Genomic DNA, 25,336 nt, shown 5'->3' on the forward strand with positions numbered 1-25,336 from the left:
GGCGGGCTCGTGCGGTCAGGCCAGAGCGAAGTACCGCAGCCACAGGTAGGCGGCGGACAGAGCGACCGTCACCGCGGTGACCACAAGGCCGTACTTGGTGAACTGCCAGAACGAGATCGGCTGGCGGTTGCGTTCGGCGATGCCCAGGACGACGACGTTGGCCGAGGCGCCGATGGCGGTGGCGTTGCCGCCGAGGTCGGCGCCCAGGGCCAGGGCCCACCACAGCACCTGGGTGCCGTGGCCCCCGCCGAAGCCGTGGGCCAGGTCGGCGGTGATGGGGGCCATGGTGGCGACGTACGGGATGTTGTCGACGATCCCGGACAGCACGGCCGAGCCGAACACCAGCAACATCGTCGCGCCGAGCCGGCTTCCGCCGGTGGCGTCCGCCAGGGCCCGGGAGACCTCGCCGATGACTCCGGTCTCGATGAGCGCGCCGACCATGACGAACAGCCCGGCGAAGAAGGCGAGGGTCGGCCACTCGACCTCTTTGAGGGCCTCGTCGGCCCGTACGGTGGACAGGGCGATGAGCAGCCCCGCGCCGAGCAGGGCCACCACGCTCGGCGCGTAGTGCAGCACCGGATGCGCGACGAAGCCGACGACGACCAGGGCGAGGACCGCCAGGCCCTGGTACAGCAGGCGGCGGTCGCGGATCGCCTCGCGCTCCTCCAGCGCCATCACCTCCGCGGCGCGTTCCTCGTCGTAGACGAACAGCTTGCGGAACATCAGCCGGCACATCACCGCCAGGACGACGGTGAGGACGGCGGCCAGCGGCGCCAGGTGGACCAGGAAGTCGTTGAAGGTGAGTCCGGCGCGGCTGGCGATGATGATGTTCGGTGGGTCGCCGACGAGGGTCGCGGTGCCGCCGATGTTGGACGCCAGCACCTCGGCGATCAGAAAGGGCGCGGCGGGCAGGGCGAGGCGTTCGCACACCAGCAGGGTGACCGGGGCGATCAGCAGCACGGTGGTGACGTTGTCCAGCAGGGCGGACGCGGCCGCGGTGATCACTATGAGCATCGTCATCACGCGGAAGGGCCTGCCGCGGGCTCGTTTGACCGCCCAGATGGCCACGTACTCGAACAGCCCCGTCTGCCGCAGGACCCCGACGATCGCCATCATGCCGAGCAGCAGGAAGACGACGTTCCAGTCGATCCCGGAGTGCTCGTCGAAGAAGGCGGCCTTGTCGTCGGAGGCGCCGATCGCGAGCATGGCCGCCGCCCCGGTGAGGGCGGCGGCCGTCCGGTGGACGCGCTCGCTGATGATCGCCGCGTACGCGGTCACGAAGACGGCGATCGCCGCCCAGCTGTGCCAGTTCATGTCACCCCAGGGAGTCGTTCCCACAGATGCGCTGCGGCGATCACGCCGAGCGGCCGGGAGCCACCGCGCTCCCGGTCCGCTGCCGCGGCCGCGCGGGAAAGGTTGTTGACGCCTCCGCGGCAGGATGCCGTCGGCGGCGGTCGCGTCGCGCGGGCCGTCCTCAGTCAGAGGTGACGGCGAGGAGGCGCTCCAGCAGATGGGAGGCGGTGATGACACCGAGCAGCCGGGGGCCCGCCTTGTCGTGGTCCACGACGGCCACCAACGGACTGCGGGACCGCGCCATCTGCGCGGCGATCTCCAGGGCGGTGTCGTCCGGAGCCGCGACCACGAGTGGCGGCGTGGTGTTCGACAGGCAGTCGCGGACCTTGCGGCCCCGCAGCGCCACGCACAGGCGGTCGGCGTGGCGTTCGTCGACGACCGCGGCGAGGGTGGGGTCGTCGACGACGTACTCGGGGACCAGCGTCTTGATCATCTGAGAGGCGGGCAGGATCGCCTTCGGCACCCCCAGTTCGTCCACCACCAGCAGCGCGGGCAGCCGGTGTTCGGCCATCAGCCGCGCGGCGTCCAGGGCGTCGACGTCGAGGCCGACCGTCTCGTACTCCGTCGCCACGTCACGCGCCCGCACACCCAACTCCTGTTCCGCCGTCGACGAACCCCGGTCGGTGGTTTCCCGGCCGTCGGGAACGCCTGCCGTACGAGCACGATACCGCCGGGCGGACCGCTCAGGCGGGCCCCTCGGCGGCACCGGCCCTTCCGCGCAGGGCGGTCTCGAGGCGGCCGGCCCAGCGCAGCGCGGTGGCGGCCAGCTCTTCGGTGCGGGGGGCGAGGCGCACGCGGGGGCCGACGACCTGGAGCGCGGCCACCACTTCGCCGCGGAAGTCGCGGACCGGGGCGGCGACCGAGTACAGGCCGGGTTCGGCCTCTTCGTCGACGATGGAGTAGCCCCGCTCGCGGGTGGCGGCGAGCCGGCGCAGGAAGTCGTCGACGCCGGTGGGGGTGTTGGGCCCGTGGCGCACGAAGTCGGTGCGGGCGAAGACGGCGGCGACCTCCTCGTCGTCGGCGTCGCTGAGCAGCGCCTGCCCGCAGTCGCTGCAGTAGGCGGGGTAGGGGCGGCCGATCCAGGAGCCGACCTGCTTGCTGCCCTGCGGGACGCGTTCGGCGATCGTCACCGTCGCGTCGCCGATCAGGACGCCCAGGTAGCAGCTCTCGCCGGTCTCGTCGACCATGCCTTCCAGCGCGGTCTGCCCGTCCGTGCGCAGGCGGTGGGCGGTGAGCTCCAGGGCGTCGGCGTAGAGCCTCCAGTGCAGGGCGAGGGTGCGGGGCGCTCCTCCCCCGGCCCCGTGCGAGGCGAACTCCTCTTCCCGCATGGCGGCCAGGCCGCGGGAGAGCTGGCTGCGATCGCGGGCCAGCTCGCGTGCCAGGTCGGTGGCCGAGGTGTGGCGATGCCCCGCCGCGGTCCGGTGGGCGAGCGCCATCAGTACGTCCAGCCCCTTGCCCACGCTCGATTCCATGACCCCTCAGCCACGTCGCCACGCCGTGTCCCGCGCCGTCCGCGCGGCGCGATCGCTGTCGCCGTCACTCTACTGCCCGACCCCTCCCCGGAGGGCCGTGCATTATTTGCATCTTGCCATGCAGCATGTGCACGCATAGCATCTCGCCAACGGTTGAGCCGCCCCACCGGGGCACACCAGAACCGCCCCATCGGGGCGCGTGAAAACCGCCCCATCGGGGCGCATGAGAACCGCCCCATCGGGGCGCATGAGAAAGGGACAGCGACTGCCATGACGGCGACGATGACGTCCGCGACCCAGGGACAGGGGCCGCGCCGTGCCGAATCGGCGATCCGGCGCCGTTCGGTGCGCGCGATCAAGGTGTACTGGCCCGTCTCGCGGCAGACCCTGGCCACCCTGGCCGAGGGGGAGGTCGCGGTGCTGCACGAGGACGAGTCCCTGGCCGGGCTGTTCCGAGCCCTGGAGGCTTCGCCGGAGCTCGGGGACTTCGGTCTCTACACCGATGTCTTCGAGGTCGGGGTCGGTGTCGAGGGGTTCACCGCGGCACCCGGGTCCACCCCTGCCCTCGGGGCGGTCGGCAGCCGCTCGCTGTCCCCCACGCTCACCTTCACCACGTATCTGGACGCCTCCGTCGCGGACGACGAGGTGTCCCGCGTCCTCGCGCGCATCGTGGCCGCCCACCCGTGGGAGGTCCCGGTCGTCGAGCTCTCCGCACCCCTGGAGCTCGTCTCCCGCGCGTGAGTCCTCCGCGCTCCCGGCGGCCGATGGCGCGCGGACCCCGCGCGCGCCGCGATCGCCGAAGAGGTGGCATCACCCTCCGCCACGCCGTGTCGTTCCCGTCACCGCCACCCCGAGGAAGTAATGTCATGGCCACATCACCACCGACCCCATCACCACCGGCGGAGAGCCCGTCGGTCCCCACCAGAGCGCCCGACCACCCTCCCCGGGAGACGTTGCGCCGTTCGATGACCAGCCGCCACCTCGTGATGATCGCGATGGGCGGTGTCATCGGCTCCGGGCTGTTCCTCAGCTCCGGCTACACCATCTCCCAGGCCGGTCCGCTCGGCGCCGTCCTCGCCTATCTGATCGGCGCGTTCGTCGTCTATCTCGTCATGACCTGTCTGGGCGAACTCGCCTGCGCCTATCCCGTCTCCGGCGCCTTCCACATCTACGCCTCGCGCTCGATCAACCCGGCGACCGGCTTCACCACCGCCTGGCTGTACTGGCTGACCTGGGCGGTCGCCCTGGGCTCGGAGTTCACCGCCTGCGGCCTGCTGATGCAGCGCTGGTTCCCCTCCGTCAGCGTCTGGGTGTGGTGCCTGGTCTGCGCCGCCGTGGTGTTCACCGTCAACGCGATCTCGGCCCGGGTCTTCGGCGAGACCGAGTACTGGTTCTCCCTCATCAAGGTCGCCGCGGTCGTCGCCCTCATCGTCCTCGGCGGCGCGGCCATCGCCGGCTTCCACCCGCTGGCCGACCGCCACCAGGTCTTCCCGCACCTGCTCGAGAACTTCGACACCCCCGGCGGCCTCTTCCCGCACGGGATGTCCGGTGTCCTGGTCACCGTGCTCGCGTCATTCTACGCCTTCTCCGGCTCCGAGCTGATCGGCGTCGCCGCGGGCGAGACGGACGACCCGGCCAGGGCGGTCCCCAAGGCGCTGCGGGTGACGGTGGTCCGGCTGCTGGTGTTCTTCGCCGGGGCGATCACCGTGATCGCCGCGATGATCCCGTACGACAAGGTCGGCCTGGACGAGAGCCCCTTCGTGACCGTCTTCACGGCCATCGGGATCCCCTACGCGGCCGATGTGATGAACTTCGTGATCATCACGGCCCTGCTGTCCGCCGGAAACAGCGGCCTGTACTCCTGCGCGCGGATGCTGTTCTCACTCGCCGAGGAGGGCCAGGCCCCGCAGGCGCTGCGGCGGCTGAACGCCCGCCAGATCCCGATGGCCGCGCTCGTGGTGAGCATGCTGGGGGGCCTCGCGTCCCTGCTGAGCAGCGTGGTGGCGGCCCAGACCGTCTACCTCGTGCTGGTGTCGATCGCCGGGTTCGCCGCGGTGGCGGTGTGGATGTCGATCGCGGCCTCGCAGTTCTTCCACCGGAGGGCGTTCCTGCGCGACGGCGGCGATGTGCGGACGCTGCCCTACCGCACCCCGCTCTATCCGGCCGTGCCCGTCCTGGCGTTCCTGCTCTGCCTGGTCTCCCTCGTCGGCGTCGCCCTGGATCCCGCCCAGGCCACGGCCCTGTACTTCGGCATCCCCTTCGTCGCCGCCTGCTACCTGTACTACCACCTGCGGCACGGCCGCAGGACAAGCGAGACCCCCTCATGAACCCTGAAGACGTGACGACGCGCAAAGGAACCCCGTACATGGACCACACCAGCACCAGCACCGACGTGGGCACCGCCGCCCCCGGCCTGTGGGCGGCCTGGGGCGAGCTGGCCGGGAAGGTGACGTACACGGATCTCACCCACGCCTTCCACCCCGGCCAGCCGCACTTCCCGGCGTTCCCGGACGAACAGCGCGAGAAGATCTTCGACATGGACCGCGGGGACGGCTTCAATGTCGACCGGTACACCCTCGTGGGCCAGTGGGGTACGCATGTCGACCCGCCCGTGCACTTCGTGGCCGGGGCGCGCACCCTGGACCGGATCCCCGTGTCGGAGATGATCCTGCCGCTGGTGGTGCTCGACATCAGCGAGCGGGTGGCGGCCGACCCGGACGCGACCCCCTCGGCGGCCGACGTGGCGGCCTGGGAGGCGCGCCACGGCGCCGTTCCGGCGGGTTCGTTCGTGGCGCTGCGCACCGGCTGGAGTCGGCGGTGGCCGGACCGGGACGCGATGGCCAACAGGGACGCGGCGGGCGTCAGCCACTCCCCCGGCTGGTCCGCCGAGGTCCTGCGCTATCTGTTCGAGGAGGCCGGGGTCGCCGCGATAGGCCATGAGCAGACCGACACCGACCCCGGGTCGGCCACCTCCGTGGGGGACTTCAGCCTGGAGCGGTACGTCCTCGACCGTGACCGGTGGCAGATCGAGCTGATGGCCAACCTCGACCAGGTCCCGGAGGCGGGCGCGCTGATCGTCGCCACCTGGCCCAAGCCCCTGGGCGGCTCCGGGTTCCCGGCCCGTGTCTTCGCCCTGTGCCCGAACGGCTGACAGCACCACTGAGAGGGCGCACGGAACCCCGGCGGACACCGGTCCGCCGGGGTGTCGCCGTGCGGGAAACGGAAGTCGCGATGGAACGGACGGCCCTGGACGCGATCGACGAGAAGATCATCGCCGAACTCACCCGCAACGCCCGCCTGTCGCACGCCGAGCTCGGGCAGCGTGTGCTGCTGTCCCGCAACGCCGTGCGGCAGCGGATCGAACGGCTGGAACGGCAGGGGCACATCCGCGGCTACACGCTGGTCCGCGGCGGGCCCGACGACGAGGAGCTGGTCTCGGCGCTCGTCCTGGTCTACCGCAAGGACCGGTTGCGCGGCGGGGAGGTGCTGGCGGCGCTCAAGCGCATCCCGGAGGTGGTCATCTGCGAGGTGCTCAGCGGGGAGTTCGACCTGATGGTGCGGATCGAGGCCAGGTCACTGGAGCGCGTCCAGGGCATCTGGGAGCAGATCGCCCAGATGCCCGGGGTACGCGACACCGTGACCGCGCTGACGCTCTCCCGCGTGGTCAGCCGTCCGCGGAGCGGATGAGCGAGCGCCGGCCCCGCGGCCGCCGCGGATCACGCTGTTAGAGTGAGGCCGTGACCGCGAACCCGCCGAAGCCCCAGGCGGCGTCCTCGCTGCGCACCGGCCTGCGGATCATCAACGCGGTCCTGGAGCGGGAGACCTCCGGGCGCACCGGGTACAACGTCGCCCGGCTCGCCCAGGAGATGGGCATCGACCCCAGCAAGGCCTCCCGGATGACCCAGGAGCTGTGCGACCGGGAATTCCTGGAGCGCCGTGAGGACTCCACCCTTCGCGTCGCCGCCGGTTTCCACGAGCTGGCCCGGGCCCTGAACCACGGGCTGCTGCGCGGGTCCCGTCCGGTCCTGCGCCGCCTCGCGATCGAGCACGGCTCCGGTGCCCGCCTCTCGGTGCGCGACGGGGTCCTGGTCCGCCTCCTGCGCGCGGAGGCGGCGGCCGCGACCGAGCCATGGCCCGTACGGGTGGGCCTGGTCACCCCCTGCTGGTGCACGGGAGCCGGCCGCGCACTGCTTCTGGACCACTCCGGGGAGGAGATCGCCGAGCTGCTGCGGGACTACGAACTGATCGGCGTCGGCGGGCCCAACGCCGCGCACTCCGCGGCCGAGGTGGCGGCGGCCAACGACCGTGACCGGCCGGGCGGGATGATCGCCGCGCACGGAGAGTTCGAGCACGGCGTCACCGAGTACGCCGTGCCGGTCAGGGACGGTCAGGGCCGGATCTTCGCGGCGCTCGCGGTGCTGGGCCGGCACACGGACCTGGGGCCGAGGGAAGAGGCCATCCGCGCCGACCTGACCGCCTCGGCCTCCTCGCTGGGGCGTCTCATCGAGGACACCACCGACTAGCCGGACCTCCACACCACGCGGCGGGGCCGTGACGCCCCCGGCGATGGCGCCGGGATGTACGTCTCCTCAGGGGGCCTGACCGATGCCGGCCCCCGGTCCCAGCGGGAGGTCGAAGGCGTAGAAGAGCCCCAGGACGGCCAGCCAGGACACGATGAACGGCAGCACGTAGACGGCCAGCCGGGACAGCAGCGTGCCCAGCCACGTCAGCAGGTTGAGGAGCGAGACGACGAGGACGAACAGCACCCTGCGCGGCATCCACGACGTGCACCGCCTGGAGGCCCACTTGGAGCAGCACCTGGTCCGCGTCGGTTTCCGCGTCGAGGACCGGGCGGTGGTGCTGCGTACGGAGAAGAACGTCGGCCGGGTCCTGGACGGCCGCGGCCACAGCGTCGCCACCGTGCCGATGGCCCTGCCCGGCCCGGGTCAGGGCTGATCGGCGCCCGGGATCCGCGCGGGCGGTGTGCGGGGAGGGCCGGGCAGCGGTGCCTGGCGCGGGTGGGCGCGGAGGCCGTCGAGGATGATCGCCAGATAGCGCCGCCACGTCTCGGAAGGGTGTTCGGCGGGCAGGGCCATGACGGCGTCGATCATCGCGGCGATCGGTGCGATGTCGGCCTCGGTGACGCCGTCGCGCAGCGCGCCCTGGGTACGGGCCCGCGCCACCAGATGCTCGCAGTGTGAGGTGATCTCCCGCCGCGCTCGGGTGAGGGCGGCGCCTTCGAGGGTGTCGTGGCGCATCAGTTCGCGCAGCCCGCGGTTGTGCGCGGCCCGCGCCAGGGCGCGCTCGAGGAAGCCGGCCAGGGCGGCGAAGGCGTCGTCCTCGGCCCGGGCCTCCCGCGCCATCGCCGCGATCTCGTCGAGCTCTTCGCCGAAGACGGCCTCCGCGAGCGTCTGCTTGTCGGGGTATTTGCGGTAGACGGTGCCGACTCCGAGACCGGCGTGGTGCGCGACGTCGTTGAGCGTGGCCTGAAGGCCGCGTGCGGCGAAGACCTCGCGCCCGGCCTGGAGAATGCGCCGTCGGTTGAGCTCGGCGTCCCGCCGCAGCGGGCGCGCCCCCGGCGCGGCGGATTCCTCGCCTTCCGTCCGCCTGCCCATGAACGACCCCTCTCCGCCCGCGTGGCCGGACCGGCCATCAACCGGATACAGCATATCCGCTTCCGTGGTACGGTCCCCCGCATAAGCGGATACAAGATATCCACATAGCGGGTCGCGGCGTCGGGCCGTATGTCCGTCGCACGGCCCCGAGGGAGGGAGGACCAGGGATGCGGACCGTGGTCATCACGGGAGGAACCGACGGACTCGGCAAGGGGCTTGCCCTGCACCACCTGCGCCAAGGAGCGCGGGTACTCGCCGTGGGCAGCACGCCCGCCAAGGGCGAGGCGCTGCTCGCCGAGGCGGCGGCCCTCTCGGCCCTCGACCGTGTCACCTTCCTGCGGGCCGACCTGACCTCGGTCGCGGCGGCCGAGGAACTCGTCACCACGATCAAGGGCACCTGCCCCTCGGTGGACCAGCTCGTCCTGTGCGCCCAGCGGTACCGGCTGTTCGGCCCCCGGACCGTCACCCCCGAGGGATTCGAGCACAGCTTCGCTCTCGCCTATCTGAGCCGATACGTCCTGAGCCACGGCCTCCGCGAGGTACTGGAGTCCGCGCCGCGACCGGTCGCCATGAACGTCGGCACCCCCGGCGTGACCCTGGGCCGTATCCACTGGGAGGACCCGCAACTGACGCGGCGCTACAGCGGCACCAAGGCCACCTTGCAGTCGTTCCGCGCCAATGACCTGCTCGGCGTGGCCTTCGCCGCCCGTCGACGACCCCGCTCACGCAACGTCACGGTTCGGCCACTTCGTGAGCCGCATACCGGCGCCAAGCAGACATTTATCCGCGCCACATCGCCATCCGTTACCTCGGATTAACGCCGAACCATTGACAACTTATTCAGCCATCGAGAACTCTGCATGATGTTATGCAGTCGATGCGCACGGGACACCGCGATGTTCGGGGGCCCGTGGCTCGGCGCACGCACGGTGAGCAGCAGAGGCTGGTGAAGTGATGGCAGGCGGGCTGGTCGAACTCCGCTCGATCGATGTCGTCCCCGACAACGAGCGACATGGCAGGGCATTCTCACAGTTCACGCTCTGGCTCGGGGCGAATCTCCAGATCACGGCCGTCGTCACCGGCGCCCTCGCCGTCGTGTTCGGCGGCGACGTGGTCTGGTCGATCGTCGGTCTGCTGGTCGGGAACCTCCTCGGTGGCGCGGTCATGGCCCTGCACTCGGCACAGGGGCCGAAGCTGGGGTTGCCGCAGATGATCCAGTCGCGGGCCCAGTTCGGGGTGTACGGCGCCGTCGTGCCCCTGTTGCTGGTGGTCGTCATGTACATCGGCTTCTTCGCGAGCGGCAGTGTGCTGGCGGGGCAGGCGGTGGGCGAGCTGACGCACACCGACGACACGACCGGCATCGTCGTCTTCGCCGTCGTCACAGCGCTGATGGCGGCGGTCGGCTACCGGGTCATCCACACGCTGGGCCGGGTCGCGAGCGTGATCTGCGCCCTGGCCTTCGTCTACCTGGGCATCCGGCTGCTGGACCGGGCGGACGTCGGGGCGCTGCTCGGCGACGCGCACTTCTCGTTCCCGATGTTCCTGCTGGCGGTGTCCCTGTCGGCGTCCTGGCAACTGGCCTTCGGCCCGTACGTGGCGGACTACTCGCGCTATCTGCCCCGTACGACCTCGCCCAAGGCCACCTTCTGGTGGACCCTGTCGGGCTCGGCGCTCGGCTCCCAGTGGTCGATGACGTTCGGCGTGCTGGTGGCGGCCACGGCCGGGGAGAAGTTCCTGGCCAGCCAGGTCGGCTATGTCGTCGCGCTGGGCGGCACGGGCGCGGTGGCCTCGTTCTTCTACTTCGTGATCGCCCTGGGCAAGCTCACCATCAACGTCCTCAACACCTACGGCGGCTTCATGTCGCTGGTGACCGGCGTCAGCGGCTTCCAGGGGCGGCGGGTGCTGTCGCGGGGCGGCCGGGCCGCGTACATCGCCCTGATCATGGTGGCGGGGACCGCGATCGCCCTCCTGGGCAAGGACAGCTTCCTGTCCTCCTTCAAGGACTTCCTGCTGTTCCTGCTGACCTTCTTCACCCCGTGGTCGGCGATCAACCTGGTCGACTACTACCTGATCTCCAAGGAGCGCTACGACATCCCCGCGCTCTCCGACCCGCGCGGCCGGTACGGGACCTGGCGCTGGGGCGCGCTGGCGGTGTACGCGGTCGGGCTGCTCGCGCAGCTGCCGTTCCTGGCGACGGGCTTCTACACCGGCCCATGCGTCGAGCCGCTGGGCGGCGCGGACGTGTCGTGGATCGTGGGCCTGATCGTCCCCGCGCTGCTGTACTGGCTGGTGGCCCGGCGGGACACGGCACACCTCCCGGAGCCGGCGGCCGACGCGCCGGCCCCGGAGGCGGTCGCGCCGCAGCGGTGACTCGGTGGCCCGGCCCGGGCGAAGGCCCGGGCCGGGCTGGAGGGTCTCCCCGGGCAGGGCCCGGGCCGGGCGAGAGCCCCGTCAGAGGGGGCCCGGCTCGGGCGGGGGTCTGTCAGGCCAGCCACGCGCGAAGGCGTTCGCTGAGCTGGACATCGTGCGGCAGCCGCTCCAGCTCGTGTGCGTCCACCTCCACACCCTGCCGCCCGAGCAGGCCGGCCAGCGCGCTCCAGTGGGCGGCCGCCGTCTGCTCCTGCGTCTCCCCGTCCATCGGCTCGTCCGGCCCGACCACCGTCCGGGCCGTCCGCTCGATGTCCTCGACGGAGGTGGACGCCCGGATGTCCACTCCCCTGCCGTGTGCCGTCGAGCTCCAGCCACGGTCGTCGAGCAACACCAGTTCGCGGCCGTCCGCCAGGACGGCCGCGAGCCGTGCCGACACGGACAGCCGCCGAGTGTCGGTGGGACCGTCGTCCAGATCGACGTGAGTGACCAGGCGGGTCACCACTGTCAGGCCCGGGTCGTCGAGCTCGACCACGCGGAAGCGTTCGGCCACGACGAGCGTGTCGTCGTCGACCACGGGGGTACGGCCCAGCAACTCGGTCACGCCGTCGCTCCGGAAGAACTCCTCGTGGGCCGCCCGCCACTGTGCCGCGTCGCGGTAGCCACGGCCCTCCGCTCGCGCGAAGTCGTCGTCGATCTCCTTCATGGGAACGACCCGCACGTCCACGAGCTCGATCGTGACGGCCGGACGCCCCTCGGAGTCGAGCACCGAGAACCGCCGGCCGACCCGCGGTACCGCCTCCCCGGCGTGCTCGAAGATCTCCAGGAGGCCCGTGAGCGCGGTCTTCTCACCGCTCAGGATCGCCGCCACCCCACGGTCGCGCTCCGGACCGGGAAAGGCGAGTTCAAGAGTCGGAAGGTCGTCGTGTCCCATCGCGCGAGCGTACGAACCCCCGACGCGATGATCAAGGGCGGCGCCGCGGGTCGGCCCGCGGTGGCCCCCGGGGCGGCTGCCCCGGAAGCGGTTCGGCGGCCCCACTCTCCCGGCGGCCCCACTCCCGGCGCCGCCCTCTCCCGGCGGCGCCCTCTCCCGGCATACTTGGGCCGCCCGCCCGCGCCCGACCGCCTGGGCGCTCTCGAGCGCGCTCGATACTCACTGCTCAGGGGTGTCCGTGACAGCATCCGCATCCGTGCTTCCCTCCGTACCGTCGCTGCCCGGCGGCGTGGACCCGGCGTGGCTGCCGCCCGAGGTGTTCCGTCCGCTCGGGTCCCGGCGCACGCTGATCCGCGGCGCGGGCCCGCTGGTGGACACGGTCCACGCGGAAGTGGCGGACGCCAGCGGTCTGGCCTGGCACGAAGGACAGCTCGATCCACTCGTCCAGCACGGCGCCCGGATCAGCGTCGGGCTGCCAGGCCAGCCGGCCGACCGCGTACAGGTTGGCCTGCGCGATGTACGAGAAGTACACGGCGCCCCTGGGCGTCGGCTTCATGGTGCAGCCGGGACACCACTACGGCCCGAGCGTGGACGGCTACGAGTACAGCCCGTGGGGGACGTACCACTTCGCCGACCGGGACGGGGTCGGCGTCGACCGCAGCCGGGCGACCGGCACCGGGTTCGCGGGGCAGTACCCGAAGCCGTGGGCGGAGGTGTACGAGTCGCCCGAGACCTGCCCGGACGAGCTGCTGCTCTTCTTCCACCACGTGCCGTACGGCCATGTGCTGCACAGCGGCGACACGGTGATCCAGCACATCTACGACACCCACTTCGCGGGCGTGGCGGAGGTCGAGGAGGCCCGCCGGGTGTGGGCCGGGCTCGCGGGTCTGATGGGTGCGGCGCGCCACGCCAGGGTGGCGGAGCGCTACGAGGAGCAGCTCCGCGGCGCCCGCGAGTGGCGGGATCACATCAACACGTACTTCTTCCGGAAGTCCGGCGTGCCGGACGCCCGCGGGCGCCGCATCCACTGAGGGCGTTCCACGGGTTCCGCGTACCGTCTGGTGGTACGTTCAGACCGTTGTGACGAGCTGACGGGATGTACGGGTGGAGCGAGGCGGCGTGCAGAAGACGTCTGGTGAGGGTGGCGAGGGTGTGCGCAGCGTGCTGCGGGCACTGGATCTGCTGGCGCTGTTCGACGACACCCACCGTTCGCGCACGGTGCGGGAGCTGATCGACGAGTCCGGGTTGGCGAAGTCCACGGTGGTGCGCCTGGTGGCCACGCTGGAGCAGCGCGGGCTGTTGTGGAGCAGGGGGGACGGCCGGCTGACGCCCGGCGCGGGGCTGCTGCGGTGGGCGGCCCTCGCCCAGGACGCCTGGCGGCTGCCGCCGGAGGCTCAGGCGTGTCTGCGCGAGGTGTCGGAGCGTTCCGGCGGCGAGTCGTCCCGCATCTACGTCCAGCAGGGGACCTTCCGGGTGTGCGTGGCCCAGCACGAGGGCACCCAGCCGTTGCGCCATGTGGTGCGCGTGGGCGAGGAGATGCCGCTGTGGGCGGGGGCCTCCGGGCATGTGCTGCTGACCGGTGCGGACGGCCGGCAGCTGCGCCGCGTGGCCGCGGCCGCGGGGCGGGGGGAGGCCTTCGAGGAGGAGCTGGCCGCCCGGGTGGGCCGGGCGGCCGAGCGGGGCTGGGCCGTCAGCCACGGGGAGCGCGAGGACGGGGTCTCGGCGATCGCCGCGCCCGTCACCGACGAGGACGGCCGGGTCGTGGCCGCGGTCGGCCTCGGCGGGCCGACGAGCCGGTTCACCGACGAGCGGGTGGAGCGGTTCGCTCCCCTGCTCGCCGACGCGGGCCGGGCCCTGTCGCGGCTGCGGTTCATCGGCGGCCGCTGACCCCGCGGCGCCCGGCGGGCCGGCGCGGGGGCGCGGGGCACGGGTCGGTCATCGGCGTTCCCCCGGGGGCAGGTCGCGGGGGGCCGCTCCCTCGTAGGCGGGGAGCAGGGGGCGGGGCAGGGGGCCCTTGATGCGGGCGCCGGCGGCCTTTTCCTCCCAGGCGTGGGCGAGGATGCCGACACTGCGGGAGAGGACGAACAGGCCGCGGCCGAGCTCGGGCGGGAAGCCGAGTTCGCGGTAGACGATGGCCGTGGCGCCGTCGATGTTCATGGGGACGGGGCGGGGGCGGCCGACGGCCAGGGCGCGTTCCAGGGCGAGGCCCGCGCGCAGGGCGCCGCCCGGTGTGTCGCCGTCGGCGGCCGCCTGGTCGACGAGGGTGAGCAGTGGGTCGCGGCGCGGGTCGCGGGGATGGAAGCGGTGGCCGAAGCCGGGGATGTGGCGTCGGGCGGCGCGGTACTCCGCGACCAGGTGGGTGGCGGCCTCGTCGGGGCCGGCGCCATCGGCCACTTCTTCTTCGAGGCGGGCGAGGACTTCCATGCACTGCTGGCCGGCCCCGCCGTGGACGTCGCCGAGCAGGTTCACGCCGGTGGCGACCGCGTTGTTGAGGCCGGTGCCGCAGGTCGCGGCCATCCGGGCGGCGGCGATGGAGGGGGCCTGGGGGCCGTGGTCCACGGCGGCGACGAGCGCGGCCTCCAGCAGCCGGCCCTGGGCGGCGGTGGGCAGGTCGCCCCGGAGCATCAGCCAGATCTGCTCGGCGAAGCTGACCTGGCCGATGAGCTGTTGGACGGGGTAGCCGCGCAGCAGGATCTCGCCGGGGCGGATGCGGCTGACGGCGGTGGACCACCAGCCGGTGACGTCGTCGAGCGACGGTGACGCGGCAGGGGCGGGGGCGGGTTCGGTAGTGGCGGTGCGGATGGTCATATGCTGCCCTGTTCCTTCAGTACGGTGATCTCGTCGTCGCTGTAGCCGAGTTCGGCCAGGACGGTGTGGGTGTGCTCGCCCAGGAGCGGGGGCGGTGCTGGGGTGTCGACGGCCCGGCCGTCGACCCGGAAGGGGCTGGCGAGCACGCGCAGGGGGCGGTCGCGGCCGTCGGGGAAGGGCAGGGCGCGGACGAAGTCGCGCGCGGCCAGTTGCTCCAGGCCGAGGGCGTCGGGGACGGACAGCACGCGGGCGGCGGGGACGCCGGCGTCGGAGAGGATCTCCTCCCACTCCTTGGCGGTGCGCGGCGCGAGGGCCTTCTCCAGTTCGTCGCGCAGTTGCTCGCGGTGGTCCTTGCGGCCGGCGGGGTGGGCGAAGCGCGGGTCGGTCAGGAGGTCTTCGCGGCCGGTCAGGCGGCACAGGGTGGCGAACTGCTGCTGTCGGTTGGCGGCGATGTTGAGGTGGCCGTCGGCCGTGCGGAAGGTTCCGGAGGGCGCGGCGGTGAAGTTCTCGTTGCCCATCGGCCGGGGCGGTCGGCCGGTGATCAGGTAGTTGGAGGTCACCCAGCCCATCGCGGTGAGCGCGGCCTCGAGCATGGAGACGTCGAGGAAGGCGCCGCGCCCGGTGCGCTCGCGGCGGACGAGCGCGGCGGCGACGGCGTAGGCGGCCGCCATGCCGCCCAGGGTGTCGGCCACGGGGAAGCCCGCGCGCAGCGGGTCGCCTCCCGGGGTGCCGGTGACGCTCATCATGCCGGACAGGCCCTGCACGATCTGGTCGTAGGCGGGGCGGGTGCGCATGGGTCCGGTCTGGCCGAAGCCGGAGACGGCGCAGTACACCAGGCGGGGGTTCTCCTGCTTCAGGACGTCCCAGCCCAGCCCCAGTCGGTCCATGACGCCGGGCCGGAAGTTCTCGATGAGCACGTCCGCGTCGTGTGCCGCGCGCAGCAGTGCCGCGCGGCCGCGCTCGTCCTTGAGGTTGAGGGTGAGCGAGCGCTTGCCCGCGTTCTGGGCGAGGAACGAGGCGCCGAGGAGGTCGTCGCCGAGCGCCCGGTCCGCGCCCAGCTGCCGGGCCAGGTCTCCGCTGCCGGGCATCTCGACCTTGATGACGTCGGCGCCGTGCAGGGCGAGTTGATAGCCGGCGAGCGGGCCGGCCAGGACGTTGGTCAGGTCCAGCACCCGTATGCCGTCGAGGAGGGCCGGCGTGTCCGCCGCGCCCTGGGGCGGGGCAGGGTCGGACTCCGGGGTCTGCGGGGCTGCTTGGGTCTCGGTCAAGGGCGCGAACCTCCGATGCGGTGCGGATGGCGGGGTGGCGTGGGGGTGGCCCGGTGCGGCCGCGCACAGCCGGTGGGCGCGACCCCTTGCCACGGGGAGTGCCTGTCCATAACATCACCGAACCACACAGCGGCACAAGCGTGCCATCTGGCAGTACTGCGCGAGAATGAAGGAGTCCCCCGATGACCGAGGCCGCATCCGCGCGCCCAGCCCCTCCGCCACAGCGGGCGTTCGACCCGAAAATCGCCCTGACCGCGGTCTTCGGCACCACCATCGAGTGGTACGACTTCGCGCTCTACGGCACGGCCGCCGCGCTGGTCTTCAACAAGGTCTACTTCCCCGACAGCGACCCGCTGGTCGGCTCGATCCTCGCGTACGGGACCTTCGCCATCGGCTTCCTCGCCCGCCCGCTCGGCGGCGCCTACTTCGGTGAACGGGGCGACACCCGCGGCCGCAAGGGCGTGATGGTCGCGACCCTGCTGCTGATGGGGCTGGCCACCACCGCCATCGGCCTGCTGCCCACCTACGGGCAGATCGGCGTGGCGGCCCCGGTCCTGCTCACCCTGCTCCGCTTCGTCCAGGGCTTCGCCGCCGGTGGCGAGAAGACCGGCGCGCTCATCATCCTCTTCGAGAACGCGCCTCCGAAATGGCGCGGTCTGGCCACCTGTCTGCCCGCCATCGGCACGGGCACCGGCACCCTGCTGTCCACCGGCGTCTTCGCCCTGTGTACCAGCCTGCTGTCCGAGGGCGAACTCCTGTCCTGGGGCTGGCGGATACCGTTCCTGATCAGCGCCGCGCTGACCTTCTTCGGCCTGTGGGTACGCCGCTCCCTGCCGGAGACCGCAGAGTTCCGGCAGACCACCGGGGACGCCACCGCCTCACCGGCCCCGCCCGTCCGGCTCCCGCTCCGCCGCCGCCTCGCCACCAGCCGCTTCGTCACCGCCTGGCGCCGCTACCCGAAGGAGATGCTCATCGTCATCGGCGCCGGAGCCGCCGAGAACGCCGGCTACTACATCTTCGGGACCTTCGCCGTCACCTACGCTGAGGACCGGGGCCTGGCCACCACGGCCCTGCTCAGCGGCATCTCGCTGGTGGCCGCCCTGAAGCTGGTGACCGTACCGGCGTTCGGCGCCCTCTCGGACCGGGTGGGGCGGCGGCCGGTGTCGATCGGCGGAGCGCTGGTCCTGCTGCTCGCCGCCTGGCCGTTCTTCGAGGTCGTCGACGGCGGCCGGCCCTGGGCGGTCTGGCTGTTCCTCTTCATCACCCTCGGCATCGGCCAGTCCGCCATCCTCGGCTCCCAGCCCGCCTTCTTCGCCGAACTCTTCGACACCAGCGTGCGCTTCAGCGCCATCGGGGTCGCCAACAACATCGGCACCGTCCTCACCGGCGGTCTCGCCCCCATGCTCGCCTCCGCGCTGCTCCTGTGGTTCGACCACTCGGTCACCGGTGTCGTCGTGTTCATCGCCCTGATGAGCGCCGTCACCGTGGTGACGGTGGCCCTGGCGAGGGAGACCCGGCACACCGAGAGCGCCCCCGTGGAGCGGACCCCGCAGCCCGCCCGGTGAGGCGGTCTACGGGGTCCGGCGAGGCCGCGGCCCTCAGCGCCTGAGGTCCGCGCCGACCGCGGCGGCCACCACGCGGACCCGTTCGGCGCGGGTGAACAGCCCCTCGGCCAGCCAGGTGCCGGCCAGGGCGCGCACCGCCCCCACGAAACGGCCGGAGGACACGAAGGGCGCCTGCTCCCAGAGCACGTCCAGGAAGGTCAGGCCGTCGCCGCGCGCCCGGTTCCGCACACCGGAGTCGGCGGCGCCGAACACGACGACGGGTTCGACCCGCTTGAAGTAGGCGTGGTAGCGGGCGTCGTCCGCGATGTGGAACGGGGCGAGGGTCAGGCCGTGCGTGGAGTTCGACCAGGGCCGTCTCGATCTCGGGGTGGCCGCGGACGCCCTCGATGTCGCCGCGGCCGAAGGTGGCGCACACATGGTCGGCGGCCCGCCGGGCGATCTTCGTCAGTTCGCCCTCGCCCCGGGTCCGGCTCTCCGCCTGACATCGGCCGCCCACGGCGGCCGATGTCAGGGCGACCGACGGCAGGCCATGGCCAGGGAGTACAGGCCGAACATCATCAGGCCGGTGGCGACGACCACGAGCAGCCAGGGGCCCGCCGGTGTGCCGCGGAACGTGCGCAGGGTGTCGTCCAGCCCTTTCGCCCGGTCCGGGTCGTAGGCCAGGGCGGCCTGCACGGCGAAGCCCCCCGCGGCGGCGAACACCACCCCACGGCTGACGCCTCCGGCGACGCCGAGCGTCTCGACCGTCCGGCGGGCCTTGGGCGGCAAACCCCCGAGCCCCCGCTTCCGGCGGTCCTTGAACAGCGAGGCGCGCACCGCGATCCAGCCACCCGCCGCGATCAGGGCGCAGCCGCCCGCCGCCACCAGCCACGGGCCCAGCGGCAGCTGCAGGACCCGGGCGGTGATGTCCTTGGACTGGTGGTCGCTGGACCCGCCTCCGCCCGCTCCTCCCCGCCCGCCCACGGCGAAGGAGAGGACGGAGTAGGCGGCGACGGCGTAGAACACGCAGTGCGCGGCCGCCGCCAGGCGCTTGGTCTTCTTGGTACCGGGGTCACGCAGTGTGGCCCTGGCGAGTTGCCACACCGCCATCCCCACCAGGCCGAGCCCCAGGATCCACAGCATCACCTCGCCGAACGGCCGCTCGGCGATCTCCGCCACCGCTCCGCCGCGGTCCGCCTGGCGCGAAGTGCCGCCGAAGGCGACCCGTACCGCGAGCAGGCCCACCAGCAGGTAGATGACGCCTCGGGCGCCCATGCCCCAGCGCCCCGCCGTCTCGACCGCCTCGCTGCGCGCCGCCGCGCGCCCGGCCGACCTCGCTCTCGTCGCTACGCTCACGGAGACCTCCCGGCTCGATGGACGTCACCCGTCTGCCCCGGTACGGCCCGGGAAAACGCCCCGGCCCCGGGCCCCGCCGCGCGCCGCCTGCCGCGGGGCCGGTGTGAGCGCGGTGTGTCAGGGCAGACGGGATGTGATCTTGATGCCGAGAGGTGAGGGGGCGCCGCCCATGGCCGACTCCGGGCGTCGACCGCGTGCCGGTCGCCAGCATGTGTTCAGTCTGCGGCAGCTGTCCCTCTGCTTCGGGCTGGTCGCGATCGTGCTCTGCGGCGCGGGCCTCCTGGTGAAGGTCGCCGCGAGGGAGGCCGCGGACCGTCCCGTCGCCGCCCTGGTGGCGGGGGTGGCGCTGGGTCTGCCGGCGCTCGCCGCGGTCAGGGCGGTGCGCCGCCGCCGTGGCCGTGCCGCCTGGCGCACCGCCGAGGTACTTCCGGCGCGGGGCGACGCGGCTGCCCCGGAGCCCGCCCCCGTGGTTCCGTCGCTCGTCGAGGAGCCCGCCGGGGAGGCCCCGTACGGGACCGGGGCCGGGATCAGGACCGAGCCCGAGACGGAGGCCGAGGTCGCGATCGAGGACGACGTCGCGTACGAGGCGATGACCCCGGAGGAGTTCGAACTGGCGGTCGCGGAGCTGTGCGCACGTGACGGCTGCGAGGATGTCCGCGTGGTCGGCGGCGCGGGTGACCTGGGCGCCGATGTGCTCGCCACCGCGCCCGACGGCCGGCGCCTGGTCATCCAGTGCAAGCGCTACACCGCTCCCCACAAGGTCGGCTCCCAGGACGTGCAGCGCTTCGGCGGGACCTGCTTCGCCGTGCACGAGGCCCATATCGCCGTGGTGATCACCACGAGCGAGTTCACCGAGCCGGCCGTCGACTACGCCGCCGCGTGCGGGATCCGGTGCTTCGACGGGCGGGAACTCACCGAGTGGGCCCGGCACACCGGCCCGGCGCCGTGGATCGGCTGACTTTACGTCAGTTCTCCTCGTCCGCGGCGGTCTCGTCCAGTGCGGCGATCTCGGAGAGCGCCACCGGTGCGGCGAGTGGTCGGCGGGCGAGCGCGAGGAGGTCGCCCGCCTGGGGTGACCGTCCGGTGAGGGCCGCCGCCACCTGGGCGGTGGCGAAGCCGCACACCCGGCCCTGGCACATCCCCATGCCGGGGCGGGCCAGCATCTTCAGCGTCCGCGGGTCCCGCGCGCCCAGGTCGCGGGCCGCGTGGCACAGGTCGTGGTACGTCACCTCCTCGCAGCGGCAGACGATCGTGGACGCCTCCAGCCAGTCGGTCCAGCCCGGCGGGACCGGGCAGGCGGCGTGCAGGGCGGTGGCGAAGCGCCGCCCCCTGCGGACCGCCCGCTGGAGCCGGCGCACCCGGCCCTCGTCGACGGCCCGCCCCAGGTCGGCGGCCGCGGCGAGCCCGCTCAGCCGGCCCTCGCGGACGGCGAGCGCCGCGCCGCCGACCCCGGTGGCCTCCCCCGCCAGATAGACGCCGGGGACACCGGCCCACTGCCGGTGGTCGACCACGGCGACCAGCGAGCCGTCGGTGTCCAGCCGGGTGCGCGCGCCGACCATCAGCGGCAGTTCGAGCGAGGGGGTGAACCCCCAGCCCAGGGCGACCAGATCGGCGTCCACCTCGATCCGCACCCCGCCGCGCGGCCGTCCGTCACGGCCCAGCGGCGCGATGCGGACGGACCGCACCCGGTCCTCGCCCCGGATCTCGGTGACCGCCGTCCGGGTGCGGTAGGGGATGGCGTGGCGGGCCAGCAGCGCGGCGTACCCGGCCCCCTCGACCGCCTTGGCGGGCTCCCGCAGGGCGCCGCCGGGGTCGCGCAGCCAGCCGCGGAGCGGATTGGCCTCGCACACCATGACGATCTCGGCGCCCGCCGCGGCGAGCCCGGTGGCCACCGGCAGCAGGAAGGGGCCGGTCCCCGCCACCACGGCCCGCCGCCCGGCGAGGGTGCCGCTTCCCTTGAGCAGGGCCTGCACCCCGCCGGCCGCCATGACGCCGGGCAGGTCCCAGCCGGGCACCGGCAGTTGCCGGTCGTACGCCCCTGGGCAGAGGATCAGCGAGCGCGCGGTCAGCGCGCGGGTGCCGGGCTCGGCGGTGTCGTGCGCGGGGCGCAGATGGAGGGTGAACCGGTCGGCGTCGCGTTGGACGAGCCACACCTGGTGGCCGAAGAGCGTACGGGTCCTGGTGCGGGTGAGGCCCGCCCGCAGGGCGGCGAAGGTGCGGCGGCCGTGCCCGCCAGGGGGGCCGTCGTCGTGCGGGCCGTGCCGCCAGTACTGGCCGCCGGGCCGCTCGCCGGCGTCCACGAGGACCACGGTCAGTCCGGCCTCCGCCGCCTCGGCCGCGGCGGCCAGGCCGGCCGGGCCGGCGCCGACCACGGCCACGTCGGCCACCGGGTCACCGGCCGCGCACATCGGCTGCCCTCCCCGGGAGGCCGGTCTCCAGCCGCATGCCGTCGGCGGCGGGCACGAGGCAGGCCCGCTGGTCGGGGCGGCCGTCCACGGTGATCAGGCAGTCGTAGCAGACGCCGATGCCGCAGAAAAGCCCGCGGGGCCGGCCCGCCGCACGGGTGGCGCGCCAGGCGACCACCCCCGCGGCGACCAGGGCCGCCCCCACGGTCTGGCCCGGCCGGGCGTGGATGGTCCGTCCGTCGAGGGACAGGCGGCACGGGTGGCCGCCGTCCGGCCACCGGGTACCGGAGGGGGTCTCAGGGGGCATCGCGCGTCACCTCGTCGTCGGAGAGGGCTCGTTCCCCTCGGCCGAGGGATCGGCCGGGGGATCGGTCGGTGGGTCGGTCGGTGGGTCGGTCGGTGGCGAGAAGCGTTCGGGGGCGAAGGGGGCCAGGTCCAGGTCGGTCGGGCGGCCCGTCAGCGCCTGGGCGAGCAGCTTGCCGGTGCCGACCGACAGGCCCACCCCGGCGCCTTCGTGGCCGCAGGCGTGCCAGAGTCCGGGGGCCCGCGGATCGGGTCCGATCACCGGCAGGTGGTCGGGGCAGTACGGCCGGAAGCCCAGATAGCCGCGGATGGCCTGGACGGAGGCCAGGAACGGGAAGAGGGCGATCGCGTTACGGGCCAGGGCCGCGAGGACGGTGGGCGGGACCTCGCGGTCGAAGCCGACCCGCTCCCGGGACGAGCCGATCAGGACGGTGCCCGCGCGGGTGCCCTCGACGACCGGGGAGGTCTGGAGTGCCGCGTCGGAGCTGGCCACGTCGCTCACGTACTCCGCCGCGTAGACCTTGTGCCGGATCACGGGCGGCAGGGGTTGGGTGACCAGGACGCACCCTCTCCTGGGCAGCACCGGGACCCGCACCCCGGCCAGCTCGGCGACCGCGCCGGCCCAGGTGCCCGCCGCGTTGAGCACGGCGGGCGCCGAGAGCCGGCCGCGGCCGGTGCGCACTCCGGTGATCCGCTCACCGGCCCGCAGGAAGCCGGTGACCTCGGTGTCCGTCAGCACCCGGGCGCCCGCCAGCCGGGCCATCCGGAGCAGATGCGCGACCACCAGCATGGGCTGGACCTGGGCGTCCTGGGGGTAGTAGGCGCCGCCGGCCAGGTCGGGCGACAGCCGCGGCTCGTAGTCGCGCAGCTCGTCCCGCGCCACGTCGACGGCCTCGATCCCGCGGGCACGCTGCTCCCTGAGCAGCACGGCGAGCGGGCCCGCGCCGTTCGGGGAGGCGGCCACCACCAGGCCGCCCTTGGACTCGAACTCCCACAGCCCGGCGTGTTCGGCCAGGTCCTCGCGCCAGACCCGCTGGGAGTACAGGGCCAGGTCGAGTTCGGGCCCGGGCTCCTTGTCGGACACCAGCAGATTGCCCTCACCGGCGCTGGAGGTGCCGCCGGCGAGCGGGCCGCGGTCGACCACGGTGACGCGGAGGCCGGAGCGGGCCGCGAAGTACGCGGCGGCGGCGCCGACCACCCCGGCTCCGATCACCACCAGGTCAGCGGTGTCGCCGGGCGCGGCCGGACCGCCGCCCGCGGGGCGGCCGGTCACGAGCCGCCCGCCCAGATGCCCCTGACATGCCCGATGTGGCGGTGCATGAACAGCTCGGCCGCCTCGGCGTTCCTGGCCTCGACGAAGTCGAGGAGCTGGTGGTGCTCCGCCGCGGAGTCCACCAGAGTGCCGTTCTTCACCAGCGGCGCCAGCCCCAGCAGCCGGGTCTGGGCCCGGAGGTTCGACACCACCTCCAGCAGGCGCCGGTTGCCGCTGTGCGCCAGCAGGGCGAGGTGGAAGACCCGGTCGGCCTCGACATAGCCGATCAGGTCGCCCTGTTCGGCGGCCACCACGATGCGCTGGGCCAGCTTGCGCAGGGCGGGGAAGTCCTCGGCGGGGACCAGCGGCACCACGGCCCGCACCGAGGGCGGTTCCACCAGCAGCCGTACGGCCGTCACCTCGTCCAGGTCCTTCTCGGACACCTCGGTGATGAGGAAGCCCTTGTTGGGCTGCGCCACCACCAGCCCTTCCCTGACCAGGTCGATCATCGCCTCGCGCACCGGGGTCGAGGACACCCCGAACTTGGCGGCCAGCGTCGGCGCGGAGTACACCGTGCCGGGCGTCAGCTCTCCTGAGATGATCGCGGCGCGCAACGCGTTTCCGACCCGGTCGCGGAGGATTTCCCGCTTCCCCACGGTGCGCAGATGCGTGGTCGGGTCCTCCGTGAGCGGCCGTTCGGGGTCCAACTGGTTCGCCTCTTTCTAGAGCAGGAATCCGGCCGGAAACGGGTCGTCCGGATCCAGGGTGAACTGAGAGGTGCCGGTGACCCACGCCCGCCCGGTGATGGTGGGCACCACCGCGGGTCGGCCGGCCACCTCAGTCTCCTCGATCAGCCGGCCGATGAAGCGCGTACCGATGAAGGACTCGTTCACGAACCGCGCCCCGAGGGCCAGTTCGCCGCGGGAGTGGAGCTGGGCCATGCGGGCGCTGGTGCCGGTGCCGCACGGCGAGCGGTCGAACCAGCCGGGGTGGATGGCCATGGCGTGCCGGGAGTGGGCCGGGGTCGAGCCGGGTGCCTTGAGGTAGACGTGGTGACAGCCGCGGATGTCGGGGCGTTCGGGGTGGACCGGCTCGTCGTGCTCGTTGATCGCGGCCATGATCGCCATGCCGGCCCTCAGCAGTTCGCCGCCGGCCTTCCGGTCGAACGGCAGGCCCAGCTCGGCCAGCTCGACGATGGCGTAGAAGTTGCCGCCGAAGGCCAGGTCGTAACGGACCTGGCCGAGGCCGGGCACCTCCACCGTGCGGTCCAGGGCGTGGGCGAAGGAGGTGACGTTCCGCAGGGTCACCGACCGGGCGGCGCCGTCGCGGACCGCCACCTCGGCCGTCACCGGCCCGGCCGGGGTGTCCAGGCGGATGACGGTGACCGGTTCGCGCACCTCGACCATGCCGGTCTCGACGAGCACGGTGGCGACCCCCATGGTGCCGTGGCCGCACATCGGCAGCAGGCCGGACACCTCGATGAACAGCACCCCCCAGTCGGCCTCGGGGGTGGTGGGCGGTTGCAGGATGGCGCCGCTCATCGCCGCGTGGCCGCGCGGCTCGTACATCAGCAGGGTGCGCAGGTCGTCGCGGTGGGTCTGGAACCACGTGCGGCGCTCGGCCATGGTGGAGCCGGGGATGACGCCCACTCCGCCGACCACGACCCGGGTGGGCATGCCCTCGGTGTGCGATTCGACGGTGTGGAAGACGTGGCGCGATCTCACCGGTATCCCTTGGCGACGGCGGCCTCGGTGTGCCGGACGACCCGCTCGGCGCTCTCGGGCGGGAGGGGGGTGCGCGGCGGACGGCAGGGGCCGCCGCGCAGTCCGACGACGTCCATGGAGAGCTTGATCGCCTGGACGAACTCGGTCCGGGAGTCCCAGCGCAGCAGCGGGTGGAGATCGCGGTAGAGCGGCAGCGCCTTGGCGAGGTCGGCCGTGTCGCCGGAGGTGGCCAGCCGGTAGAGCTCGACACAGCTCTCCGGGAGGGCGTTCGGGTAGCCGGAGATCCAGCCGACCGCCCCGGCCAGGCCCAGTTCGAGCAGCACGTCGTCGGCGCCGACGATCAGGTCGAGGCCCGGGGCGAGTTCGGCCAACCGGTAGGCGCGGCGCACGTCCCCGCTGAACTCCTTGACCGCCACGATCAGGCCCTCGCCGTGCAGTTCGGCCAGCAGCTCGGGGGTGAGGTCGACCCGGGTGTCGTACGGGTTGTTGTAGGCCACCACCGGCAGGCCGACCCCGGCCGCCGCGCGGTAGTGGCCCACCACGGCCTCGCGGTCGGCGCGGTAGGTGTTGGGCGGCAGCAGCAGCACCGAGTCGGCGCCCGCCTCGGCCGCCTGCTCGATCCACCGGCGGCTCTCCAGCGCGCCGTACGCGGACACCCCGGGCATGACGGTGTGGCCCTCGGGGGACGCCTCGACGGCGGTGCGCACCATGCGGGCCCGCTCCTCGTCGGTCAGGGTCTGGTACTCGCCGAGGGAACCGTTGGGGCAGACGCCGTCGCAGCCGTGCTCGGTGAGGAAGCGGACATGCTCCGCGTAGGCGTCGTAGTCGACGGAAAGGTCGTCGCGCAGCGGCAGCGGTGTCGCGACGTGAACACCTCGCCAGGGCTTGGCGGGGTCTGCGGTCATGGATCCTCCTTGGAAGACAGTGCAATGTTA

At 73.1% G+C, this 25,336-nt stretch carries 28 protein-coding genes and 1 pseudogene; 12 read left to right on the plus strand and 17 right to left on the minus strand.

Going from position 1 to position 25,336, the window contains the following annotated elements; genetic code table 11:
* Positions 1-15 precede the first annotated feature (15 nt).
* From ABFY07_RS07655 to ABFY07_RS07665, 3 genes are all read right to left on the minus strand, one after another.
* Positions 16-1,314, minus strand: a complete 1,299-nt coding sequence (locus tag ABFY07_RS07655) for an ArsB/NhaD family transporter (RefSeq protein ID WP_346173701.1) — start codon at positions 1,312-1,314, stop codon at positions 16-18.
* Positions 1,315-1,474: 160 nt separating this feature from the next.
* Complete coding sequence (locus ABFY07_RS07660; protein WP_346173702.1) at positions 1,475-1,939, minus strand: CBS domain-containing protein; 465 nt, start codon at positions 1,937-1,939, stop codon at positions 1,475-1,477.
* Between the two features lie 97 nt (positions 1,940-2,036).
* Positions 2,037-2,825 carry an IclR family transcriptional regulator gene (locus ABFY07_RS07665; protein WP_346173703.1) on the minus strand — a complete coding sequence of 263 codons (789 nt, stop codon included), beginning with the start codon at positions 2,823-2,825 and terminating at the stop codon, positions 2,037-2,039.
* A gap of 282 nt (positions 2,826-3,107) precedes the next feature.
* Here ABFY07_RS07665 and ABFY07_RS07670 point away from each other — a divergent pair, with 282 nt between their 5' ends.
* The 5 genes from ABFY07_RS07670 (at position 3,108) to ABFY07_RS07690 (ending at position 7,348) form a co-directional block, all read left to right on the plus strand.
* Positions 3,108-3,566 carry a YqfO family protein gene (locus ABFY07_RS07670; protein ID WP_346173704.1) on the plus strand — a complete coding sequence of 153 codons (459 nt, stop codon included), beginning with the start codon at positions 3,108-3,110 and terminating at the stop codon, positions 3,564-3,566.
* A 224-nt stretch (positions 3,567-3,790) separates the two neighbouring features.
* Positions 3,791-5,152 carry an amino acid permease gene (locus tag ABFY07_RS07675; protein ID WP_346173705.1) on the plus strand — a complete coding sequence of 454 codons (1,362 nt, stop codon included), beginning with the start codon at positions 3,791-3,793 and terminating at the stop codon, positions 5,150-5,152.
* Positions 5,153-5,190: 38 nt separating this feature from the next.
* The gene (locus ABFY07_RS07680) at positions 5,191-5,976 is read left to right on the plus strand and encodes a cyclase family protein (RefSeq protein WP_346173706.1); all 786 of its coding nucleotides are present in this window, start codon (positions 5,191-5,193) and stop codon (positions 5,974-5,976) included.
* A gap of 80 nt (positions 5,977-6,056) precedes the next feature.
* Positions 6,057-6,512 carry an Lrp/AsnC family transcriptional regulator gene (locus tag ABFY07_RS07685; protein WP_346173707.1) on the plus strand — a complete coding sequence of 152 codons (456 nt, stop codon included), beginning with the start codon at positions 6,057-6,059 and terminating at the stop codon, positions 6,510-6,512.
* Positions 6,513-6,562: 50 nt separating this feature from the next.
* Positions 6,563-7,348: an IclR family transcriptional regulator gene (locus ABFY07_RS07690; protein ID WP_346173708.1), complete on the plus strand. Its 786-nt coding sequence runs from the start codon at positions 6,563-6,565 to the stop codon at positions 7,346-7,348.
* 66 nt (positions 7,349-7,414) lie between these two features.
* Here the strand turns inward: ABFY07_RS07690 and ABFY07_RS07695 are convergent, their stop codons facing one another.
* Complete coding sequence (locus ABFY07_RS07695; protein WP_346173750.1) at positions 7,415-7,603, minus strand: hypothetical protein; 189 nt, start codon at positions 7,601-7,603, stop codon at positions 7,415-7,417.
* 7 nt (positions 7,604-7,610) lie between these two features.
* On the opposite strand from ABFY07_RS07695, the gene ABFY07_RS07700 reads away from it, so the two are divergent.
* Entirely contained in the window at positions 7,611-7,781 is a 171-nt protein-coding gene (locus tag ABFY07_RS07700) for a hypothetical protein (RefSeq protein ID WP_346173709.1), read from the plus strand.
* Here ABFY07_RS07700 and ABFY07_RS07705 read toward each other — a convergent pair.
* Positions 7,772-8,440, minus strand: a complete 669-nt coding sequence (locus ABFY07_RS07705) for a TetR/AcrR family transcriptional regulator (protein ID WP_346173710.1) — start codon at positions 8,438-8,440, stop codon at positions 7,772-7,774. The genes ABFY07_RS07700 and ABFY07_RS07705 overlap by 10 nt on opposite strands.
* Positions 8,441-8,607: 167 nt before the next feature.
* Between ABFY07_RS07705 and ABFY07_RS07710 the strand changes: the two genes are divergently transcribed.
* Both ABFY07_RS07710 and ABFY07_RS07715 read left to right on the plus strand, forming a co-directional pair.
* Positions 8,608-9,258: an SDR family NAD(P)-dependent oxidoreductase gene (locus ABFY07_RS07710; RefSeq protein WP_346173711.1), complete on the plus strand. Its 651-nt coding sequence runs from the start codon at positions 8,608-8,610 to the stop codon at positions 9,256-9,258.
* A 136-nt stretch (positions 9,259-9,394) separates the two neighbouring features.
* Positions 9,395-10,810, plus strand: coding sequence for a purine-cytosine permease family protein (locus ABFY07_RS07715; protein WP_346173712.1), 1,416 nt, complete (start codon positions 9,395-9,397; stop codon positions 10,808-10,810).
* A 112-nt stretch (positions 10,811-10,922) separates the two neighbouring features.
* On the opposite strand, the gene ABFY07_RS43105 is transcribed toward ABFY07_RS07715, so the two are convergent.
* Together ABFY07_RS43105 and ABFY07_RS07725 are read right to left on the minus strand one after the other, a co-directional pair.
* Complete coding sequence (locus tag ABFY07_RS43105; RefSeq protein WP_428836868.1) at positions 10,923-11,741, minus strand: ASCH domain-containing protein; 819 nt, start codon at positions 11,739-11,741, stop codon at positions 10,923-10,925.
* 226 nt (positions 11,742-11,967) lie between these two features.
* Entirely contained in the window at positions 11,968-12,297 is a 330-nt protein-coding gene (locus ABFY07_RS07725) for a hypothetical protein (RefSeq protein WP_428836869.1), read from the minus strand.
* Between ABFY07_RS07725 and ABFY07_RS07730 the strand changes: the two are divergent.
* Together ABFY07_RS07730 and ABFY07_RS07735 are read left to right on the plus strand one after the other, a co-directional pair.
* Positions 12,257-12,772 (plus strand): annotated as a pseudogene (locus ABFY07_RS07730) (alpha-glucuronidase); the annotation flags it as partial. The gene ABFY07_RS07725 and the pseudogene ABFY07_RS07730 sit on opposite strands and share 41 nt — an antisense overlap.
* Positions 12,773-12,860: 88 nt before the next feature.
* On the plus strand, positions 12,861-13,628 hold the full coding sequence (locus tag ABFY07_RS07735) for an IclR family transcriptional regulator (protein ID WP_346173714.1): 768 nt from the start codon (positions 12,861-12,863) through the stop codon (positions 13,626-13,628).
* 48 nt (positions 13,629-13,676) lie between these two features.
* Here ABFY07_RS07735 and ABFY07_RS07740 read toward each other — a convergent pair whose 3' ends face one another.
* Together ABFY07_RS07740 and ABFY07_RS07745 are read right to left on the minus strand one after the other, a co-directional pair.
* A complete protein-coding gene (locus ABFY07_RS07740) occupies positions 13,677-14,549 on the minus strand; it encodes a citryl-CoA lyase (protein ID WP_346173715.1) in 873 nt (290 codons plus the stop codon).
* Positions 14,546-15,817 (minus strand): CaiB/BaiF CoA transferase family protein, encoded by a 1,272-nt coding sequence (locus ABFY07_RS07745; protein ID WP_346173716.1) that lies wholly within the window; start codon positions 15,815-15,817, stop codon positions 14,546-14,548. Before ABFY07_RS07745 ends, ABFY07_RS07740 begins: the two co-directional genes overlap by 4 nt.
* 182 nt (positions 15,818-15,999) lie before the next feature.
* Here ABFY07_RS07745 and ABFY07_RS07750 point away from each other — a divergent pair, with 182 nt between their 5' ends.
* A complete protein-coding gene (locus ABFY07_RS07750; protein WP_346173717.1) occupies positions 16,000-17,382 on the plus strand; it encodes an MFS transporter in 1,383 nt (460 codons plus the stop codon).
* Positions 17,383-17,415: 33 nt separating this feature from the next.
* Here ABFY07_RS07750 and ABFY07_RS07755 read toward each other — a convergent pair whose 3' ends face one another.
* Both ABFY07_RS07755 and ABFY07_RS07760 read right to left on the minus strand, forming a co-directional pair.
* The gene (locus ABFY07_RS07755) at positions 17,416-17,799 is read right to left on the minus strand and encodes a hypothetical protein (protein WP_346173718.1); all 384 of its coding nucleotides are present in this window, start codon (positions 17,797-17,799) and stop codon (positions 17,416-17,418) included.
* Positions 17,800-17,889: 90 nt separating this feature from the next.
* Positions 17,890-18,717, minus strand: coding sequence for a DUF1206 domain-containing protein (locus ABFY07_RS07760; RefSeq protein ID WP_428836870.1), 828 nt, complete (start codon positions 18,715-18,717; stop codon positions 17,890-17,892).
* Between the two features lie 169 nt (positions 18,718-18,886).
* Here ABFY07_RS07760 and ABFY07_RS07765 point away from each other — a divergent pair, with 169 nt between their 5' ends.
* Positions 18,887-19,675, plus strand: a complete 789-nt coding sequence (locus tag ABFY07_RS07765; RefSeq protein WP_346173719.1) for a restriction endonuclease — start codon at positions 18,887-18,889, stop codon at positions 19,673-19,675.
* 7 nt (positions 19,676-19,682) lie between these two features.
* Here ABFY07_RS07765 and ABFY07_RS07770 read toward each other — a convergent pair whose 3' ends face one another.
* The 6 genes from ABFY07_RS07770 to ABFY07_RS07795 are packed head-to-tail and all read right to left on the minus strand — an operon-like array spanning position 19,683 to position 25,306.
* Positions 19,683-21,125 (minus strand): FAD/NAD(P)-dependent oxidoreductase, encoded by a 1,443-nt coding sequence (locus ABFY07_RS07770; protein WP_346173720.1) that lies wholly within the window; start codon positions 21,123-21,125, stop codon positions 19,683-19,685.
* The gene (locus tag ABFY07_RS07775; RefSeq protein ID WP_346173721.1) at positions 21,109-21,429 is read right to left on the minus strand and encodes a (2Fe-2S)-binding protein; all 321 of its coding nucleotides are present in this window, start codon (positions 21,427-21,429) and stop codon (positions 21,109-21,111) included. Before ABFY07_RS07775 ends, ABFY07_RS07770 begins: the two co-directional genes overlap by 17 nt.
* A 6-nt stretch (positions 21,430-21,435) precedes the next feature.
* Positions 21,436-22,698 carry an NAD(P)/FAD-dependent oxidoreductase gene (locus ABFY07_RS07780; protein ID WP_346173722.1) on the minus strand — a complete coding sequence of 421 codons (1,263 nt, stop codon included), beginning with the start codon at positions 22,696-22,698 and terminating at the stop codon, positions 21,436-21,438.
* Positions 22,695-23,384, minus strand: coding sequence for a GntR family transcriptional regulator (locus tag ABFY07_RS07785; protein WP_065967289.1), 690 nt, complete (start codon positions 23,382-23,384; stop codon positions 22,695-22,697). The genes ABFY07_RS07780 and ABFY07_RS07785 overlap by 4 nt, the downstream gene beginning before the upstream one ends.
* A 15-nt stretch (positions 23,385-23,399) precedes the next feature.
* Entirely contained in the window at positions 23,400-24,401 is a 1,002-nt protein-coding gene (locus ABFY07_RS07790) for a proline racemase family protein (RefSeq protein ID WP_346173723.1), read from the minus strand.
* Positions 24,398-25,306 (minus strand): dihydrodipicolinate synthase family protein, encoded by a 909-nt coding sequence (locus tag ABFY07_RS07795; protein ID WP_346173724.1) that lies wholly within the window; start codon positions 25,304-25,306, stop codon positions 24,398-24,400. The genes ABFY07_RS07790 and ABFY07_RS07795 overlap by 4 nt, the downstream gene beginning before the upstream one ends.
* Between the last annotated feature and the right edge of the window lie 30 nt (positions 25,307-25,336).

Source organism: Streptomyces sparsogenes subsp. cuspidosporus, from assembly GCF_039532705.1.
Lineage (GTDB): Bacteria > Actinomycetota > Actinomycetes > Streptomycetales > Streptomycetaceae > Streptomyces > Streptomyces sparsogenes.

What these genes read in the sequence shown, in the direction of transcription:
- ABFY07_RS07655 (WP_346173701.1), bottom strand. Translation starts at nt 1,314, where the DNA reads ATGAACTGGCACAGCTGGGCGGCGATCGCCGTCTTCGTGACCGCGTAC.
- ABFY07_RS07665 (WP_346173703.1), bottom strand. Translation starts at nt 2,825, where the DNA reads ATGGAATCGAGCGTGGGCAAGGGGCTGGACGTACTGATGGCGCTCGCC.
- ABFY07_RS07670 (WP_346173704.1), top strand. Translation starts at nt 3,108, where the DNA reads ATGACGTCCGCGACCCAGGGACAGGGGCCGCGCCGTGCCGAATCGGCG.
- ABFY07_RS07675 (WP_346173705.1), top strand. Translation starts at nt 3,791, where the DNA reads ATGACCAGCCGCCACCTCGTGATGATCGCGATGGGCGGTGTCATCGGC.
- ABFY07_RS07680 (WP_346173706.1), top strand. Translation starts at nt 5,191, where the DNA reads ATGGACCACACCAGCACCAGCACCGACGTGGGCACCGCCGCCCCCGGC.
- ABFY07_RS07685 (WP_346173707.1), top strand. Translation starts at nt 6,057, where the DNA reads ATGGAACGGACGGCCCTGGACGCGATCGACGAGAAGATCATCGCCGAA.
- ABFY07_RS07695 (WP_346173750.1), bottom strand. Translation starts at nt 7,603, where the DNA reads ATGCCGCGCAGGGTGCTGTTCGTCCTCGTCGTCTCGCTCCTCAACCTG.
- ABFY07_RS07705 (WP_346173710.1), bottom strand. Translation starts at nt 8,440, where the DNA reads ATGGGCAGGCGGACGGAAGGCGAGGAATCCGCCGCGCCGGGGGCGCGC.
- ABFY07_RS07710 (WP_346173711.1), top strand. Translation starts at nt 8,608, where the DNA reads ATGCGGACCGTGGTCATCACGGGAGGAACCGACGGACTCGGCAAGGGG.
- ABFY07_RS07715 (WP_346173712.1), top strand. Translation starts at nt 9,395, where the DNA reads ATGGCAGGCGGGCTGGTCGAACTCCGCTCGATCGATGTCGTCCCCGAC.
- ABFY07_RS43105 (WP_428836868.1), bottom strand. Translation starts at nt 11,741, where the DNA reads ATGGGACACGACGACCTTCCGACTCTTGAACTCGCCTTTCCCGGTCCG.
- ABFY07_RS07725 (WP_428836869.1), bottom strand. Translation starts at nt 12,297, where the DNA reads ATGAAGCCGACGCCCAGGGGCGCCGTGTACTTCTCGTACATCGCGCAG.
- ABFY07_RS07740 (WP_346173715.1), bottom strand. Translation starts at nt 14,549, where the DNA reads ATGACCATCCGCACCGCCACTACCGAACCCGCCCCCGCCCCTGCCGCG.
- ABFY07_RS07750 (WP_346173717.1), top strand. Translation starts at nt 16,000, where the DNA reads ATGACCGAGGCCGCATCCGCGCGCCCAGCCCCTCCGCCACAGCGGGCG.
- ABFY07_RS07755 (WP_346173718.1), bottom strand. Translation starts at nt 17,799, where the DNA reads ATGTGTGCGCCACCTTCGGCCGCGGCGACATCGAGGGCGTCCGCGGCC.
- ABFY07_RS07765 (WP_346173719.1), top strand. Translation starts at nt 18,887, where the DNA reads ATGGCCGACTCCGGGCGTCGACCGCGTGCCGGTCGCCAGCATGTGTTC.
- ABFY07_RS07770 (WP_346173720.1), bottom strand. Translation starts at nt 21,125, where the DNA reads ATGTGCGCGGCCGGTGACCCGGTGGCCGACGTGGCCGTGGTCGGCGCC.
- ABFY07_RS07775 (WP_346173721.1), bottom strand. Translation starts at nt 21,429, where the DNA reads ATGCCCCCTGAGACCCCCTCCGGTACCCGGTGGCCGGACGGCGGCCAC.
- ABFY07_RS07795 (WP_346173724.1), bottom strand. Translation starts at nt 25,306, where the DNA reads ATGACCGCAGACCCCGCCAAGCCCTGGCGAGGTGTTCACGTCGCGACA.